Origin of the sequence: Exiguobacterium sp. s191 (assembly GCF_018618955.1) — a bacterium.
GTDB lineage: Bacteria > Bacillota > Bacilli > Exiguobacteriales > Exiguobacteriaceae > Exiguobacterium_A > Exiguobacterium_A abrahamii.
On record NZ_JACSNC010000001.1, the window covers coordinates 63,710 to 81,263 of the forward strand.

The following is a 17,554-nucleotide window of genomic DNA, read 5'->3' on the forward strand; positions in this document are numbered from 1 at the left end:
GATGTCATACCCAATCACGGAAGAAACGTTAGCCTTGATCCCGCGATACGGTCAATACGGTGAACCGCAGACACTCGTCATCAAGGAACATTCTGAAAGTATTTTAGATGGTCATCCCATTAAGTTGATTGAAGAATCCTGTTTGTATTTTGGTTCGTCCATGCGTGGAAGAATCGAAGCAGCGCGGCATATTCTTGGTCCGAACCGAAAGACCCCTGTTTTAGTGGATTGGCAAGCACAGACGATTTTCTTTCCAACGACCGCAAAAGAAAAGGCGGAATGTATTTGGATTAATTTTAAACAGATGAAGACTGTTCAGAAAAAATCCGGTAAAGTACAAGTCGAATTTCAGACAGGTCAATGTATCGATACGGATGCATCCGCATACAGCATCGAACGACAACGGATTAAAACACTGGAACTGGCGTATGAAATGCAGCGTCGTTTTCAGTTGCCGGAGTTTAAGAATCGGTGAAAAGTGGAAACACATAACAGGAATCTTACTTACGTAAGGAGAAACAGTAGAGAGAGAAATCATAGGGAGGTGAAGCGGTAACTTTTACCGCGACACGATGAATGAATCATACGAATGGTTAAATCGCCGAAAATTACAGCCTGGATTTGGTGCGACTGGAGGCAGACGCTTTATCAGTTCCCGCATCGTGCGTCCGGAAAATACACCGGGTAAACGAATCAAAGGAATTAAACGGGCGCGACAATTGGTCGTCGATGATGCTGGAAATCGCCGTTGGGTCACGAAACGCATCGTCGTGACGGATGCTGCGAAACACGTCACGATGAACCGTCGGACATCCATCGCCTTGAAAGAGACGAATGAGTCCCGCCTTGAGCAAGTCAAACAAAAACTAGCATCCAACAAAAAGGTCTTATTACCGATCTTGGCGGCAACAGGGATCGCTGTCGCAGGTGGCGTTCTTGCTTACGTCCTTCGTCGGAAGAAAAAACAATCTGATCAATAAAAAATAAGCCGTTCTCCAATCGGAGGACGGCTTATTTCATGCATTACAAGAATCGTTTTCGTAAAGAAGTCGAGAGTGCTTTTTCTGCGATTTCTTCTAGTTCCGTCAAGTTTGTCGGATCAAAGCTATCATTGTAGAAACGACCTACGAAGTCGACACGGTCGTAATCGAGTTCCTTGAAAATCAAGTGTTTATGGTCGTCATAAAAAACGACACGATAGTAATCAGATCCGCGTTCAAGGGTTACGAGACCTTTGATGTGATCCAATTTTTTTTGTTCTTCGGTTTGCTCTTCCTCGAGCGTGTCATCCTCGTTCGTCGATGCTTCGGCTTGCTCGATCGCATTCTTTACGAGTTCAGGTCGTTGTTCTTGTTCTTCCGTCATGTTTTATCGCCTCCATTTATTATTTTACATGGAAATGGACAGATGAGAAAGAAAAATCCCTCAGTCCATCTGGTGTGCTTCACAAACGCGTAGTACATTCATCGCGCCAATTCGTAATCGCTCGAGTAGTTGAAGTCGTGCGTCTTCATTTGGAATTGTCTCAAGAGCAGCTACTTCCATCAGTTCCAACCAACGGATGGCATGTTCTTTTTGAATCGGTAATAACCGGTGAATCATCGCTAAACTCGCCGGCGGTTGATCCGGGTCGCGCGGTCCCCCTGTCAATTGGGTCAAGAAGACGAGTTGTGCCTGTTCGACACGTTGCCGATCTTCAGGGAATAACGGTCGCAACAGTGAATCATGGTAGACTTGATGATAGAACGAGCGAACCAAGGATGTGAGTACATGCTCGCCTCCGATGGTTTCGTAAAGTGACAAGGAGCATCACCTGCCTTACATAGGATGTGTCCTGATTATAGCAAATTTATACTTAGAAGACATGCGCCAAAAACAGTACATTTGTTCTTGTTTGTGAGATACTAAGAGTAAAGAAAAACGAGGAGGAGGTTTTCTTGATGAACCATATGCATATTGGTCGTGCGGGTAGTGGGAAAACGACACAATTGATCGAGCGCGTCGTACAAGAACTCGAGCAACGACCATTAGGGGAGAAGATGTATTTCATCGTTCCGGATCAGATGTCATTTGAAATGGAGCGGCGGATTGCGACAGATGAACGGATAGCAGGTCTTGTTCGCCTTGAGGTTATGAGTCTACGGCGCTTTGCGTTTCATATCTTACGCGATTACGGGAATCAAGCGATTCCATTTCTCGATGAGACGGGTACACAGCTATTACTGCGACAGGTCGTCGAGGAATCAGAAGACGAACTGAAGATTTTTAAACGAACTAAAAACATGCCTGGATTTTTCCAAGGACTTGATGAGCTCATCGCGTCGTTTAAACGTTCGTTGATTGAGCCAGACATGTTGCGTCAAGTGAGTGATCGCTCTCTCGAACGGTCACCGAAATTAAACGACCTTGCGTTGATTTATGAGCGCTTTACGGAACGAATCGTCGATAAAGCACTCCATGCAGACGATTACTATACGACGTTGCTCGAATTACTTCCAAAAGCGCGACTGGATCAAGCGACGATCATCGTCGACGGATTTTATGAATTTTCGCTCCAGGAACAACAAGTTTTACTCGCCTTGATGCAACAAGTGGCTGAAATGCATATTAGTTTTACGATGGATGCAACGGATCCTTATGCGAAACAAACTTCTTTTGGTGTGTCTCAGCGGTGCTACATGCAATTGATCGGTCAGATGCAGGAACTGTCGATTCCATATGAAGAAATTTTGTATGATCAACCAATCAAGTTTCAATCAGAAGGACTACGACATTTGGAGCAGGCCTTGTTGAAGCCGGGATATCCTCCTGTCGATCATGACATTGAGGGCTTTCAGATGACAGCTGCAGTTAACCGTCAAGTTGAAGCGGAATCAGCCGTGCGGAAAGCGATTCAACTCGTTCGACAAAAAGGGTATCGGTTTCATGAGATGGCATTCGTCGTGCGACATCTTGAGCCGTATGCGGATCACTTGGAACGAGCCTTCCACATGTATGATGTTCCATATTTCTTGGATCAACGTGAGTCGATGGTTCACCATCCGCTCGTTGACTTGATTCAATCTGCTTTAGACATCGTAACGTCGGGTTATCGGGAAGAAACGGTCTTTCGTTTACTGAAGACGGAGCTCTTGCCGATTCCAGCAGAAGATGCGCGTCTAGCGCTCGATCGTTTCGAGACGTTCGTGCTCGAACGCGGCATCAAAGGATCGATGTGGCAACAACCGTGGCAATTAAAGCGACGCCTAGCAGAGGAAGTTCGCTTAACGGAAGAAGAGCTTGCGCAAGAAGAAGAACTGAACCATTTACGAACCTTCGTCGTCGACTTGATTGAACCGTTGCACCGTCGGTTGAAGCAGGCAAAGACGATGAGCGCGTATACGAAAGGTCTTTATCAATTCCTTGAAGAACAGAAAATTGCAGAACGTTTAATGGAATGGCGTAAGCAGGCACTAGAGCAGGATCAGTTACTTGTTGCTCGAGAGCATGATCAAGTGTACGAAGCGATACTTCATCTATTCGAACAGCTAGAAGCTGCTGCGCCTGAGCATACGTTATCGACGGATTTGTTCGTCCAGATGGTCGAGACAGGACTTGAGAGCCTTCGTTTTGCACTTGTTCCGCCATCGCTCGATCAAGTCATCGCGACGGACTATGTCCGTGGACGATTACAACGAGTAAAAGTCGTCTTTTTACTAGGAGCGAATGATGGTCTGATTCCGTTCGTTCAAGATCAATCAAAGTTACTGTCTGAAAATGATCATGACTTTTTACATGAGCATGGTATTCCGGTTGGAAAAGCGTCTCTTGATGTGTTTGATGATGAGCTGTTTTACCTGTATCAAGGGATGATGGCTCCAAGTGAAGCATTGTATGTTAGTTACGCACTTGTCGATGAAGAAGGAAAGGCGCTTCAGCCGGCAGCGATCACAAAACAATTAAAGCGACAACTGTTGCTCGATCGTCCGATCAAAACACACTTTGCGGAAGCTGGGGAACACGCACCACAAGAACAACTTGATTTCGTGACGAGTCCAGATCGCGCGGCAGCAGCGACAGCGATTGAACTCCGGCGTCTTCAACGACGTTATCCGATTCAACCGATTTGGTTCGAAGTGTATAACACACTTCTCGAAAACGGACAGGGACGTGAACGGATGGGATTATTCTCGAGTGCCTTGTTCTATCAAAATAAAGCGGAAGCCTTGCCGGAAGGGTTGGCGCATCGTCTATATGGTGATTCACTGCAAGCGAGCGTTTCGCGTTTTGAGACCTATAACGCCTGCTCGTATAAGCATTTTGCTCGATACGGACTTCGTTTACGCGAGCGGAAGCTGTATAAATTTGAAGCACCGGACATCGGGAATCTGTTCCATGGCGCATTAAATGATTTGTCGCTCAGTATTAAAGCTTCTGGACGACACTGGCGAGAGCTCGACGGCGAAACGTGCGGGACACTGGCGAAAGAAGCTGTCGAAAAGGTGACACCGGAAATTCAGAATGCGATTTTGATGAGTTCGAGTCGGTTCGGGTATATCAAGAAAAAATTGACGGATGTCGTGGAGCAAACAGCTAAAATGCTTGTTGAACAAGCAAAACGAACAGACTTTGAACCCGACTTATTTGAAATCAGTTTTGGGAACGCGACGTTCCCACCATTACGCTTTACGTTACCAGACGGAACAGAAATTGAATTCACGGGTCGCATCGACCGGATTGATCAGGCGACGATTGGTGATCAGCTATACGTTCGAATCATTGATTACAAATCGAGTGCTCGAGGACTGGATTTTGCGGAAATCTATTATGGGCTTGCCATTCAGATGCTTCTTTATCTGAAGACGGTCGTGGAACAGTCGGAGTTGCTCTATCAACAGCAGGCGAAACCAGCTGGTGCGTTATATTTCCACGTCAAAAACCCGATACTACGAGGCGATTTATCGGCTGACGAAGAAGAGCGCAATCAACTGTTACTCGAGTCCTATCAAATGCAAGGCGTCATCCTAGAGAATGACGAGGTACTACGAGCGATGGATCATATTGCGTACGATGAACGAAAAAAATCACCGCTCGTCAAAGTGACATTCACAAAAAACGGACTGCATAAGACGCAGACGAAAGGTGTCGTAAAAGAGGAAGATTTATCAGCGCTGATGGATCATGCATGGGAGGCATTAAAAGACAGCAGTCAAGACATCTATGATGGGGATATCGCCATCAATCCGTTTGATTATCAAGAGCGGACACCGTGTAGTTTTTGTGAGTATCGTTCAGTCTGTCAGTTCGATGAATCGCTTGGGAATCAGTATCGCCCATTAAAACCGATGTCTGAAAAAGAGGTACTGGAACGGTTGAAGGAGGAAGAAGAATGAGCGTGCGTTGGACGGAAGAACAACAACAAGCCATTTCAGCTAGAGGTGGACATATCCTAGTCTCAGCGGCTGCTGGATCAGGGAAGACAGCCGTCCTCGTTGAACGGCTGACGCAACGATTGATTGATCCCGAAGATGAGTTGTCGGCAGATCGGATTCTCGTTGCTACCTTTACGAATGCGGCAGCACGTGAGATGAAGACGCGGGTCATCGAGGTCATGGACCAGCGCATCAAAGAAGCACCGGATGATTTATATTTGAAAAAACAGCGTCAATTGATGAACCGGGCACAAATTACGACGATTCATTCGTTCTGTTTGTCGATTCTCCGCGAGAACTATTACCGGATTGGTCTGGATCCTGCGTTTCGAATTGCCGATGAATCCGAATTACTGTTGTTACAAGACGATGTCTTAGAAGCAGTCTTTGAGTCCTTTTATGCCTCCGAGGACCCAGGATTCTATGATTTGATTGATAGTTATACGTCAGATCGGGATGATCAAGCCATGTTGACGCTGATTTCGAATCTCTATCGATTTTCCCGTTCCTTACCGGATCCGGAAGCCTTTTATGCACATTTAATCAGTCAGTACGATCAGCCGATTGACCCGGATGATTCTCCACTTATGCAACGACTAGTCGAATTAGAGTGGGAAAGTCTCTCGAATTTATTGGGACGTTACCGAGAACTTGCTTTTGAGCTGGAGCAGTCTGGTTATGCGGAAATGGGAAACATGATGCGACAGGATATCTCTCCCTTTACCTTGCTCGAAACGTCAGAACGACACTGGTCGATGGTTGCGCTTGCTTTTCAAGCAGTAGAGTTCGGTCGCTGGAAGAGTCCACGCGGGGATGAAGGAATCAAACCGTTTCAAGCAGAGCGGACGCGACTCGTAGCGGAATTCAAGAAAATGAAAGAGCTGTTCGTCCAAAAGACTGGTGTTGATTACTTGGAGGACTTGCGGTCGCAGCTTCGACACGTGGAGACGATCGTGACACTCGTACGTCAATTTGCAAGCGATTATCTCGAAGCGAAACAACAACGTGGTATCGTCGATTTTTCGGATCTTGAACATTTTGCATTAGAGATTTTGACGGACGAAGGACAACCGTCAGACGTGGCAAAACTTCTGAAGGAACGCTTCGTTGAAGTACTCGTCGACGAATATCAAGATACGAACGAGGTTCAGGAACGCATCATCCAATTGGTCTCGAAAACGGATGAGGCGACAGGAAATCTATTCATGGTCGGTGATGTCAAACAATCCATCTATAAATTTCGTCATGCAGAGCCAGGATTGTTCCTTGAGAAATTCAAACGATTCCAACAGACCGACGTTGGAACACGGATCGATTTAACAAAAAACTTCCGCAGTCGTCTTGAGGTGCTGGATGGAACGAATCAAATCTTCCGCCAAGTGATGGATGAGACGGTCGGGGAGATTGATTACGATGAAGCCGCGCACCTTCGACTCGGGAATCTAAGTTATCTCGAATCGGAGCAAGTGGCGCCTGAATTACTCTTGATAGATCCACTTGATAGTGAAAAGGAAGAGGTTGAAGCACGAGCGATTGCGACGCGAATTTTAGAACTCGTTGATTCGAAGCATCCACATCTGATTTACGATGCGAAAGCGAACCGATTCCGAACGTGTGAATACCGCGATATCGTCGTCTTAGCACGGTCGCGTGGTAAGCGTGTCCAAGCGCTTGTCGAAGTGCTCGAACAGTATGAGATTCCGGTCTATGCGGATACGACGGGCGGATACTTCCAAGCGACGGAAATTCAAATCATGATGGCATTGCTCAAGACGATCGATAATCCACTTCAAGACATCCCATTCGCGAGTCTGTTACGATCGCCGATTTTTGGGGTGGCGGATCGAGATTTAGGACGGATTCGAGCAAAACAAAAAGAAGGAAGCTTTTATGAGGCAGCGCTAGCAATGGCGGCAGAGGAATCATCACTCGGAATTCGAATGGATGAAATCATCCGTCAGATTCAATCATGGCGAACTGAAGCGCGTGGGAGTGCCCTACCTGCCTTCATTCGATCGCTCTTTGATCAGACCGGCTATTTTGAGTACGTCGGCTGTCTCGCCGGAGGAAAAAGTCGTCAAGCCAACTTGAACGCCTTATATGAGCGAGCGAAGCAATATGAGACGTCCGGTTATCGTGGACTCTATCGTTTCCTTCGTCTGATCAATCGATTAATTGAACGAGGAGAAGACTTCGCAGAAGCCCGTTCGCTTGGAGAAGACGAGGACGTCGTTCGCATCATGACGATCCACCAATCAAAAGGACTCGAGTTCCCCGTGACGATCGTCAGCCAATTGACGAAGCAATTCAACAAACAGGATCAAATGCAGGCGATTCAGTTGCATAAGACGTATGGCATTGCCCTAGATGCGATTGATCCGATTCGTCGTTTGCGATCTGGGACACTCTTGAAAGAAGTCATCCGCCGGGAAATGGATCGAGAGATGAAGGCAGAAGAGATGCGCGTCTTGTATGTTGCGATGACTCGAGCGAAGGAAAAGTTGATTCTCGTCGGGACAGTCAAGGATTTAGAAGATCAAATGGCGACCTGGCAGATGACGCCACCAGATGAAGTCTTACTACCTGAAAATGACCGGCGCCAAGCGAAGAGTTATGCGGAATGGGTCGTTCCGGCAGTCTTACGCAGCAGTTTACTACGTCCGGATGAGACGGATTGGTCGATTCGCGTGATGTCGTTAGAGGAGTTAGCACCGTATCAAGAAATCTCAACACTCGTGGAGCAACTCGAACACGTTCAGAAGCTTGAAAAAATCGATGTGCCGGTTAATTCGCAAGTCAAAGAAATCGTCGAAGCGGCATTTTCGTATCAGTATCCGTATGCGCTTGCGACAGAGACGGCAGCAAAACAGACCGTCACGGAACTGAAACGGGCGGAACAGCTAGAACGTGCAGCATTCGAAACGACATATCGCCAGACGACGTATTACCGTACGCCACAATTCCTCGGACCTGTTTTAAGTGGGGCGGAACGAGGAACGGTCTTACACTTAGCGATGCAATTGTATGAACCGGACGAATCGATTTCGCAACAAATCAATCAATGGGAAGCGACGGAACGCATTACGTCGATTGAAGCGACGACGATGCGGGAAGCGACAGCACAGTTACAAGGGTTCCTCGACTCTGAAATCGGACAATTGTTCAGCGAACGATTACGGACGAACCACGTCTATCGGGAGTTGCCGTTCACATATAAGATCGGGGCATCGCGTTTCCGGAAAGACTGGACAGGTCCAGTGGATGACGCAGTCATGCAAGGAATCGTCGACTGTTTGATTCAGGATGGGGAGTCCTATATCTTGCTCGATTATAAATCGGATCAAATCGTTACGACGGAAGTCGGACAGACACCTGCTGATGTGTTACGGGATCGGTACGCAACTCAGTTGAATCTGTATCAAGAAGCGTTAGAAGCGATTCTTCATATTCAAATTTCACGCAAGGTCATCTATGCGTTTGCTTTAGAAGAAACGATTGATTTAGTGTAATTTAATTTTGATACGATCGAGACCTTCCTCGTCCTACTACTTAAGGTAGAGACGAGGGAGGTTTTAGTATGGGTCGAAAGAGGGATGAGGAAGAAGGAGACAAAATCAGTTTCTGAAGGGATTTCCGTTTCTTATTGTGAAAGAACTGTGTAAAATAAAGAAGATATGTTACTTTGATGATGGATAATTTTGGGAGGTTTTAATAGATGGCACGTATTTTATTAGCAGAAGACGAAGATGTCTTACGAATGTTAGTACTCGATACACTAGAAGATGAAGGATATACGATCGACGAAGCGACAGATGGAGACGAAGCGTATCAAAAAATCATGAACGCTGAATATGATCTCGTTTTACTCGATTACATGATGCCTGGAATGACAGGGATTGAAGTTATTGAGAAAGTCCGACAACATCCAGATAAGCAACACTTAAAAATCATGATGTTGACGGCTAAAAGTCAACAATCAGACCGCGAACGAGCGGAAGAGATTGGTGCGAATTACTTTTTCTCAAAGCCATTTAGTCCGTTAGAACTGATTGATGTCGTGGGAGGAATACTGAGTGATCACCAAGTGGATTAATCGAAAAATCGGGCGCCAACTCATGGCCTCCTTTTATGTCGTATTAGCTACATTGATGATTTCATCATTGATCGTCTACAACTACACCGATACGAAACTGCAGGCGACTCGGGCGAAATTAGAAGATATCCGTGACCGGAGTGCACGTGCGGGTGCTTTATGGGAAGAGTGGCAGGATGTCCAGTTCAACATGCGCGGTTATGCCTTGATGGGGAATGGTGATCTATACAATCAAGTCATGGCTCAACAAGATAAGATTGATCAGCAGACAGAATGGTTCGAAAAAAATGCGATTTATGATCAAGGAAAGGCATTCGCCCAGTCCTCGAGAGAATTGTATAGTTATTATTTCGATGCGATTTTGCCGCTTATTCAATCCTATGTCCAAGCGAAAGAATCTGGAGATGTCACGGAATCCTTCTTAAAAGGAACAACACTTGCTGAACTGCCACTTGGTCAGCAATTATTAGCTGAAGGTAAGATTCAATTAGATGCTCAAGGAAACATTGATGTACTCTCGGAAATCAATAAGAGCGAGCTAGCACTCGGCGGTTATCGTGAATTTTTGGAGGATTGGGCACAACGGACGAGCGACCAACTGGAACGGGAAATCCGGACGACACAGCTGATTTGGTTAGCGAATATCGTCGTCTTACTTGCCGTCTTGATTTTCTTTATTTATCCGTTTATTCGCCGCATCACGATGGAATTATTATCTCTCGTCAAGAACAGTCAACGGCTTGCGAACGGTGAAGATGTTTCGAGCGTCAAAGTACCGAATCGTAAAGATGAAATCGGAATCCTGGCGTTATCCTTCAATCAGATGGCAAGTTCGATTTCCGAGAACAAGCAGCATTTATTAGCGAAAAATGAAGAATTACAGGCGCAACAGGAAGAATTACAAGCACAGCAAGAAGAATTACAAGCACAGCAAGAAGAACTCGAAGAAGCATTAGAGCTGACGATGCGGAATGAGCAACATTTGCAGTATCGGAATGATTTGACAGAAACGCTCGCGGCACGTGAGTCGTTGACTGCTTATCCAGAAATCATTGAGAAGCTAGTCACGATCACAGATTCTGAGATTGGTGCATTAGTATTTGTTGATGAAGAAGACAGTTATTCTGTCGTTACGTATGGAATGACGGATGAATTGGCAGAACAGCTGCTTCAAAACGATGCGTCTCTCTTAAAACGAGCTGAGTCACTAAAGTCACCTGTTCATTCTTCTAAACAAGTCGCAAGCAATCATCCACTGCCGTACCCGTACTATATGTACGAAACAGCTGTACCGATTCTTGAACCGACGTCTGGTGACATCATCGCGTATATCTACCTTGTCCGTTATCGCGATCAGTTTACGAACGAACAGATGCGTGATGTCATGTCCTTCTCCCGTCAATTATCGCTATCGCTTTTACGGATGCGGTTGTTTGACGAGATGACGAAAGAGAAAACGAAGACAGAGCGGATTCTCGATTCGATTCGAGAGGCCGTCATCTATCTTGAACCGGGGAAAGAAGAGGTCTTCGTCAATCGACCATTATACGATTTATTCCCGGAATTACGTTATGGTGTTCAGACTGAACAGGAGACATTGCAAACGTGCTTAGAAGTCATTCGATCCGTCGTCGACGAACCAGAAGTCTTTAGCCGTTATGTTGATGCAGTTTTGCGTGGAGAATTACCGACCGATAGTTTACAGTTCTCGATTCGAAACGAAACGGTATTCATTCAATTTTATGTCGAGGTGATCCATATCCATCACGTACATAAAGGAACGATGCTCGTCATGCGTGATGTGACGAAAGAGACTGAAATGGATCGTTTGAAATCAGAACTCGTTTCAACCGTCTCTCATGAACTTCGGACGCCACTCTCTTCGATTTACGGATTTACAGAACTCATGCTCAACCGAGACATCGAAGAGTCGCGCCAAGATCGATATTTGCGGACGATCCATTCCGAAACGGAACGTCTTGCGAATCTCGTCAATGATTTCTTAGATGTCCAGCGCATGGAGTCGGGCACACAATCGTATAAAAAAGCATCCGTGAACATCTATACGATTGCTGAAGAAACGACACAATTTTATGCGGCTTCGACACAAGCTCATCAAATTACGTTCCATCATGAGGGAAATCAGTTGCCAGTCATTGAAGCAGATGAAGAAAAAATCAGACAGTTGCTCAATAATTTATTGAATAATGCAGTGAAATATTCACCATCTGGTGGTGCGATCGATGTCGTACTCACGACATCACTTGATCAAGTCATTCTTCAAGTTCGAGATGAGGGAATCGGGATTCCAGAACAATCGCTGAGTCGTCTATTCGAAAAGTTCTATCGCGTCGATAATTCGGATAGTCGAAAAATCGGTGGAACTGGTCTAGGACTAGCCATTTGTAAGGAAATCGTCACCGGTCATGGTGGAGAAATTCATGTCGAGTCAGTCGTGAAGGAAGGTAGTCTTTTTACCGTCAAATTTCCACTTGTCCAGTCTACACATGTGACAATCTCCTGAAAAAACCATATATCAACAAAATAACACTAGGTGTTCGTCCTGAAATCAGATACGATGAAATAGGAAAAGAAAGGAGGAAATGAAATGCCAATCACAGCATTCGTTCACACACACGTCTTACTTTGGGTACTTTTATTGGTTACGTTCTTCGTCGCCTTTTCGATGTACAAGAACAACAAAAAAGCTGCAAAAGGGATTCATATGGCGTTCCGTCTTTTACTCTTATTGACGTTCGCGACAGGTCTTTATCTGTACATCAAAATCATGGGGATGTCTGAAAATCCAGACCCACTCTACCATGCGAAGATTACACTCGGCTTACTATCGCTCATCTTCGGAGAGTTGACACTTGTTCGACTTAAAAAAGGAAAAGCTTATTCCGGTTTCGTCATCGGATTCATCGTACTTGTCCTTGTGACAGTATTCCTAGGCTATTCACTCCCATATGGTATGAAATTTTTCTAAGTTCATACGAAATCAAAGAGTCCTTTTCGACCTTACAGGTTGAAAGGACTCTTTTTGTCATGTTCGTTAGTAATTTTTGTTTACAAGTGGTTGTTATTTGGGAAAAGGGATGTATTACACAGTAGAGAGGGGAACGCTTGTGGCACAGTTGAAGGAATGGACGAAAGTTTTCCGGGCACGAAAATGGATGAAACGCGCAGAACCGGTGTTACCACTTTGGCATGGATATATCGGTTATAAATATGGATTATTCGATGCTCTTCAAACAGGGGCAACACAAGCAGAGGCACAGTTACGAATGCAGCGTCCGCTGACACAGGAAGCGTTATCCCGCTGGTTCGAAGTTGGCGTCGCAGTCGGTCACTTGAAGAAAAAAGATTTACGCTATACAGCGACTCGCCATGTTCTTCCGGAACTCTCTCAATCAGACGATCGGAGTATCGGATTCATGTTATCGGAAATGATGGAGCTGCACTTGCCAGCACTATTCTCTTATCCTCAATTTTTAGAAGAGGGTCAACAAAAGACCTTTAATGGAGAGGAACATGGAGACATCGTGGCTGAAACTTCAGCTCTCGTTGAGACTGTTGCTTTCCCAGCAGTACGCCATATCATTCGGAGTCGTAATCTGACCTCACTTCTTGATATTGGTTGTGCTTATGGTGGGTATCTCCGTAAAATCCATGAGGCATTGCCGGACTTACGACTCGCCGGAATCGATATTGAAGAATCCGTCATCGCAGAAGCAAAACGACGAGATACGAGCGGAGAGATTGATTTTGTCGTTGGAGACATCAAAACGTTTGATGTCAAAGAGACATATGACGGTGTCATGATGAATAATATTTTGTATTACTTCCCGCAACCGGAACGCCTTGCACTATTAAAAGGAGTTCGTCGTTTCGTCAAGGATGATGGAACAGTCATTCTCGTCACACCATTACGTGACAGTTCACATGGTGCACCTTTCTCAGCAGCATTCAATGCCTTCATGACGTTGCATGAGAATCTGTATCCATTACCAAGTAAGGAAGAATTGAAAGAAGATCTAACGAAAGCTGGGTTTGAAAACATTTCGATCACACCGTTCCTAAAAGAAGGTGCCTGGTATATTGTGACTGCAAACGCCACTTCCTAAGCGAAGTCTGGCGTTTTTACAGTTAGAAGACAGTTCAAATTTGTTGCTTTTACTATGTGCTTAGTATAATAGTTGAAACGATGAGAGATAAAAAGGAGAGATTTGGGTGAAGCGACGCGTAGCAGTGATAGGAGCAGGACCTGGGGGACTTGCATGTGCCTTGTTATTAGCAGGAAAAGGAGTAGACGTCACCGTTTACGAAAAACAAACGCAAGTCGGTGGACGAACTTCTGCCGTCAAGCTAGGTGACTATACGTTCGATCGAGGACCAACATTCCTTAATATGCCGCATATTTTAGAAAACGTTTTTCACGAAGCCGGTCTTCGGTTAGAAGATTATTTAGATTTAAAGGCACTTGATCCGATGTATACACTCTATTTCAAAGGAGGAACAGAGGAGTTTACGATGACGACGGATCGGGACCGGATGAAAGAGGCAATCGAACGACAATTTCCTGGAAACGGAGAAGGGTACGATCGATTCATGGCAGAGCAAGCACTTAAGCTTGGAAAACTCATGCCAATCTTACAGACACGTTACGATCGGCTGACGGATTACTTATCACCGCGTGTCTTAACGGCACTGCCACGCCTATCGCTCGGACGATCGCTTTATGATGTTTTATCCGATTACTTCACGAGCGAAGAATTGAAGTACTCTTTTACATTCCAAGCGAAATATTTAGGCATGTCAGCATGGGAATGTCCGGGTGGTTTTTCGATCTTGTCTTACATGGAACATGCTTACGGTGTCCACCATCCGATTGGTGGGATGCATCAAGTACCGCTTGCAATGCAACGTGCGATCGAGGAGCTAGGCGGAACCGTACAGTTAGGGGCGGGCATCGAACAATTGATTTTAAACGGAAAAGCTGTCGAAGGAGTCATCCTCGAGTCAGGTCAACATGAGTTATTCGATGAAGTCATCATCGGTGCCGATTTCGCACATGCGATGAATCACCTGGTGCCGGAAGGGGTTTTGAAAAAATGGTCCCGACCAAAAATTGACCGTAAAAAATTCTCGTGTTCGACGTTCATGTTATATCTCGGTGTCAACCGGACGTTCGATGCACCACACCATACGATTTATTTTGCGGAGGACTATGAGAAAAACGTTCGTGAGATGACACAGACGCTTGAGCTATCCGATGATTTTTCATTCTATGTCCAAAATCCATCCGTGATTGATTCAACGCTAGCACCTGAAGGCAAGTCTGCTATGTATGTCCTAGTGCCGGTACCGAACAATTACTCTGAACTTGATTGGTCGATCGAAGGACCAAAGCTACGTCGTCGTGTTCTTGACGCCCTTGAAACGCGTTCGCCGTATCAAGGGATCGAAGCAGCAATCGAAGTCGAAGAGATGTTCACGCCGGATGATTGGGAAGCGATGGGGATTCATCAAGGCGCGACGTTCAATCTTGGTCATCAGTTGACACAGATGATGTATTTCCGACCGCATAATCAATTTGAAGAGCTCGATCACTTGTATCTCGTCGGAGGTGGCACACATCCGGGGAGCGGGTTACCGACGATTTTCGAATCCGCTCGTATCACGGCAGAACTCGTGCTCAAAAAAGAAGGGGTGCGGACATGAAGATAGGATTCGTAGGAGCCGGTGTCGGTACACTGCATGCAGCGCTTTTGCTGACAGCAAGACATCCTGGCGTCGAGATTACGATTTTTGAAAAAGAAGCGCGGGTCGGTGGTCGATTACAATCCGTCGATTTTGAATCGGGTGGCCGCATCGATGAAGGTCCGACGATCGTCCTGATGCCAGGTAAGTTAAAAGAGCAGTTGACAGAAGCCGGCGTGACGGGAGTAGAACTTGAACGGGTCGATCCATTGTATGATCTTCACTTCGACGATGGAACAGTCGTTACGAAAGTAGCCGATGTCGTGGATCAAGCGATCGCGATCGAACGCCAATTTGGTGAAGGGCGCGGATTTTATGAATTCATGCATCAAAAAGAAAAGGATTATGAGACGAGTGTATCGAAATTTTTAGAACGTGGTTATCGTCGGAAGACGGAGTTGTTGCATCCAGACATGATGCGTCCATTATTACAGATGCATGCTCTAGAGACTGCACATGATCATTTGAAGCGATACTTCAAGAGTAAATATTTGCGCATGGCATACAGTTTCCCGACATTTTATATCGGCGGAAACCCTTATACGACACCATCGATTTACGGTTTGATTCCGTACCGGGAACAAGCAGAAGGTGTCTGGTATGTAAAAGGTGGCTATTTCTCACTGGCTGAACGCATGTATGACACGTTAGTCGAACGAGGTGTCCGATTCGTCTTTGAAGCACCAGTCGAACGGATCGTCGTTGACCAAGGACAGGCAAAGGAAATTGTCTTACAAGATGGAACACATGAAGCATTCGATCAAATCGTACTAAATGGAGAGTTTCCATTGATGGAACGTCTTGTAGAAGGTAAACAACCCAAAACATATACTCCTTCAGGCGGTACGCTGTTGCTGTATTTCAAGATGAAAGGGAAAGTCGATTTACCGGTGCATCGTTTTTTGATGCCAAACGACTTGGAACCGCTCATGACGAATATCTTTAAAAAAGGACGCTTACCAAAATATCCGGCAATCTATCTGTTCCATCCGAGTCAGATTGACCGTAGTTTGACAGGAACGGACGATAGCGTCGTCTATTCATTAATTCCTTCTCCGCGTGGCTATGGTGTAGAAGATTATGAAAAAGTAGACTTCATCGAGACTGTACTTGAAAAAATTGAGCATCATCATCCGGGATTCCGGGAAAAGATACAAGAAATGAAGATTCGTACACCGAATGATGCACAGGCCTTTGGGTTATATCAGGGAGGTAGTTTTGGGATTGCGCCGACGATTCGCCAATCGGCTGCCTTAAAGACACAGGCAAAACCGTATCCGGATATCGATCGACTATATGCCGTCGGTGCATCGGTGCATCCGTGTGGAGGAGTACCAGTCGTCATGATGGGCGCAACGATACTCGTAAACCGAATGGAACAAGAGATGGGGTGGAAACATGAATTCAGTGACGATCCAGAACGCGTATATCAAATGTGAGGAAGTCATTCAGTCCGGATCTAAGACGTTCTATAAAGCCTTTTCACTCTTACCAAAAGCAGATCGACAAGCTGTTTATGCCATCTATACATTTTGCCGGTTCCTCGATGATACCGTCGATGAGTCGGATACGCCGAAAGAGAGTTTACTAGCTTTCTTGAATGAATTCAAACGATTCCGTGATGGCGAAGTACTGGATAAACCGCTATGGATCGCGTTAGCAGACGTATTTGAACGTTATGAAATGGATGAGACACCATTTCTTGAGCTCGCGGAAGGAATGCGTTGGGATATCGAGAAAAATCGTTATCAGACGCTTGAGGAGACAGAGCAATACAGCTACTACGTAGCAAGTACCGTCGGTTTGATGTTGTTGCCAATCCTTGCACCGCAACAGCCTGATCTTCGTAAGTCTGCTATTGATCTTGGAATTGCGATGCAATTAACGAATATTTTACGAGATGTTGGTGAAGATGCAAAACGCGGACGCATCTACTTGCCCCATTCATGGATGGAGACATACGGTGTCACAGCGGAATCGTTACTCGCGGGTCATCCTTCAGGAGACTTCATCGGTCTCTGGGAAGAGGTTGCACTTCGAGCAGAGCATCTGTATGATGCGGCGATTCCATCGTTTGAACGATATCCACGAGAGAGTCGACGTGCTCTAAAGGCTGCTGCCTTCCTGTACCGCGGTATTCTTGATGCAGCGCGGGATAATCACTATGACGTCTTCACGAAACGAGCGTACGTCAGCCGTTGGCAAAAGATGAAGTTACTTGCAACGATTTAATACATGACCATAGAAAAAAGACCTTGGCGGGGACCAAGGTCTTTTTTCTATGGTC

13 protein-coding genes are annotated in these 17,554 nt (G+C 45.7%); 11 read left to right on the top strand and 2 right to left on the bottom strand.

Annotated features, from left to right (window positions below; genetic code table 11):
- Position 1: 1 nt before the first annotated feature.
- Both KNQ09_RS00395 and KNQ09_RS00400 read left to right on the top strand, forming a co-directional pair.
- A complete protein-coding gene (locus tag KNQ09_RS00395; RefSeq protein ID WP_029340962.1) occupies positions 2-475 on the top strand; it encodes a competence protein ComK in 474 nt (157 codons plus the stop codon).
- Between the two features lie 97 nt (positions 476-572).
- Positions 573-980 carry a hypothetical protein gene (locus tag KNQ09_RS00400; protein WP_023467385.1) on the top strand — a complete coding sequence of 136 codons (408 nt, stop codon included), beginning with the start codon at positions 573-575 and terminating at the stop codon, positions 978-980.
- Positions 981-1,023: 43 nt separating this feature from the next.
- Here KNQ09_RS00400 and KNQ09_RS00405 read toward each other — a convergent pair whose 3' ends face one another.
- On the bottom strand, positions 1,024-1,365 hold the full coding sequence (locus KNQ09_RS00405; RefSeq protein ID WP_023467386.1) for a hypothetical protein: 342 nt from the start codon (positions 1,363-1,365) through the stop codon (positions 1,024-1,026).
- Between the two features lie 60 nt (positions 1,366-1,425).
- Positions 1,426-1,803, bottom strand: coding sequence for a truncated hemoglobin (locus tag KNQ09_RS00410; protein WP_214857028.1), 378 nt, complete (start codon positions 1,801-1,803; stop codon positions 1,426-1,428).
- Between the two features lie 137 nt (positions 1,804-1,940).
- Here KNQ09_RS00410 and addB point away from each other — a divergent pair, with 137 nt between their 5' ends.
- The 9 genes from addB (at position 1,941) to KNQ09_RS00455 (ending at position 17,499) form a co-directional block, all read left to right on the top strand.
- Positions 1,941-5,372: a helicase-exonuclease AddAB subunit AddB gene (gene addB / locus KNQ09_RS00415; RefSeq protein ID WP_214857029.1), complete on the top strand. Its 3,432-nt coding sequence runs from the start codon at positions 1,941-1,943 to the stop codon at positions 5,370-5,372.
- Entirely contained in the window at positions 5,369-8,920 is a 3,552-nt protein-coding gene (addA, locus tag KNQ09_RS00420) for a helicase-exonuclease AddAB subunit AddA (RefSeq protein ID WP_214857030.1), read from the top strand. Before addB ends, addA begins: the two co-directional genes overlap by 4 nt.
- Before the next feature lie 206 nt (positions 8,921-9,126).
- Complete coding sequence (locus KNQ09_RS00425) at positions 9,127-9,504, top strand: response regulator (protein ID WP_023467390.1); 378 nt, start codon at positions 9,127-9,129, stop codon at positions 9,502-9,504.
- A complete protein-coding gene (locus tag KNQ09_RS00430; protein WP_214857031.1) occupies positions 9,485-12,028 on the top strand; it encodes a HAMP domain-containing sensor histidine kinase in 2,544 nt (847 codons plus the stop codon). Before KNQ09_RS00425 ends, KNQ09_RS00430 begins: the two co-directional genes overlap by 20 nt.
- Before the next feature lie 84 nt (positions 12,029-12,112).
- Positions 12,113-12,493 carry a DUF1516 family protein gene (locus KNQ09_RS00435; protein WP_023467392.1) on the top strand — a complete coding sequence of 127 codons (381 nt, stop codon included), beginning with the start codon at positions 12,113-12,115 and terminating at the stop codon, positions 12,491-12,493.
- A gap of 139 nt (positions 12,494-12,632) precedes the next feature.
- The gene (locus KNQ09_RS00440) at positions 12,633-13,631 is read left to right on the top strand and encodes a class I SAM-dependent methyltransferase (RefSeq protein ID WP_023467393.1); all 999 of its coding nucleotides are present in this window, start codon (positions 12,633-12,635) and stop codon (positions 13,629-13,631) included.
- 106 nt (positions 13,632-13,737) lie between these two features.
- On the top strand, positions 13,738-15,228 hold the full coding sequence (locus KNQ09_RS00445; RefSeq protein ID WP_214857032.1) for a phytoene desaturase family protein: 1,491 nt from the start codon (positions 13,738-13,740) through the stop codon (positions 15,226-15,228).
- Positions 15,225-16,706, top strand: coding sequence for a phytoene desaturase family protein (locus KNQ09_RS00450; RefSeq protein WP_214857034.1), 1,482 nt, complete (start codon positions 15,225-15,227; stop codon positions 16,704-16,706). The genes KNQ09_RS00445 and KNQ09_RS00450 overlap by 4 nt, the downstream gene beginning before the upstream one ends.
- Positions 16,666-17,499: a phytoene/squalene synthase family protein gene (locus tag KNQ09_RS00455; protein WP_050677172.1), complete on the top strand. Its 834-nt coding sequence runs from the start codon at positions 16,666-16,668 to the stop codon at positions 17,497-17,499. The genes KNQ09_RS00450 and KNQ09_RS00455 overlap by 41 nt, the downstream gene beginning before the upstream one ends.
- Positions 17,500-17,554: the final 55 nt, after the last annotated feature.

Bases quoted from the DNA above. Each gene is read 5' to 3' on its own strand.
- KNQ09_RS00395 (WP_029340962.1), top strand. From the start codon at position 2: ATGTCATACCCAATCACGGAAGAAACGTTAGCCTTGATCCCGCGATAC.
- KNQ09_RS00400 (WP_023467385.1), top strand. From the start codon at position 573: ATGAATGAATCATACGAATGGTTAAATCGCCGAAAATTACAGCCTGGA.
- KNQ09_RS00405 (WP_023467386.1), bottom strand. From the start codon at position 1,365: ATGACGGAAGAACAAGAACAACGACCTGAACTCGTAAAGAATGCGATC.
- addB (WP_214857029.1), top strand. From the start codon at position 1,941: ATGAACCATATGCATATTGGTCGTGCGGGTAGTGGGAAAACGACACAA.
- addA (WP_214857030.1), top strand. From the start codon at position 5,369: ATGAGCGTGCGTTGGACGGAAGAACAACAACAAGCCATTTCAGCTAGA.
- KNQ09_RS00425 (WP_023467390.1), top strand. From the start codon at position 9,127: ATGGCACGTATTTTATTAGCAGAAGACGAAGATGTCTTACGAATGTTA.
- KNQ09_RS00435 (WP_023467392.1), top strand. From the start codon at position 12,113: ATGCCAATCACAGCATTCGTTCACACACACGTCTTACTTTGGGTACTT.
- KNQ09_RS00450 (WP_214857034.1), top strand. From the start codon at position 15,225: ATGAAGATAGGATTCGTAGGAGCCGGTGTCGGTACACTGCATGCAGCG.
- KNQ09_RS00455 (WP_050677172.1), top strand. From the start codon at position 16,666: ATGAATTCAGTGACGATCCAGAACGCGTATATCAAATGTGAGGAAGTC.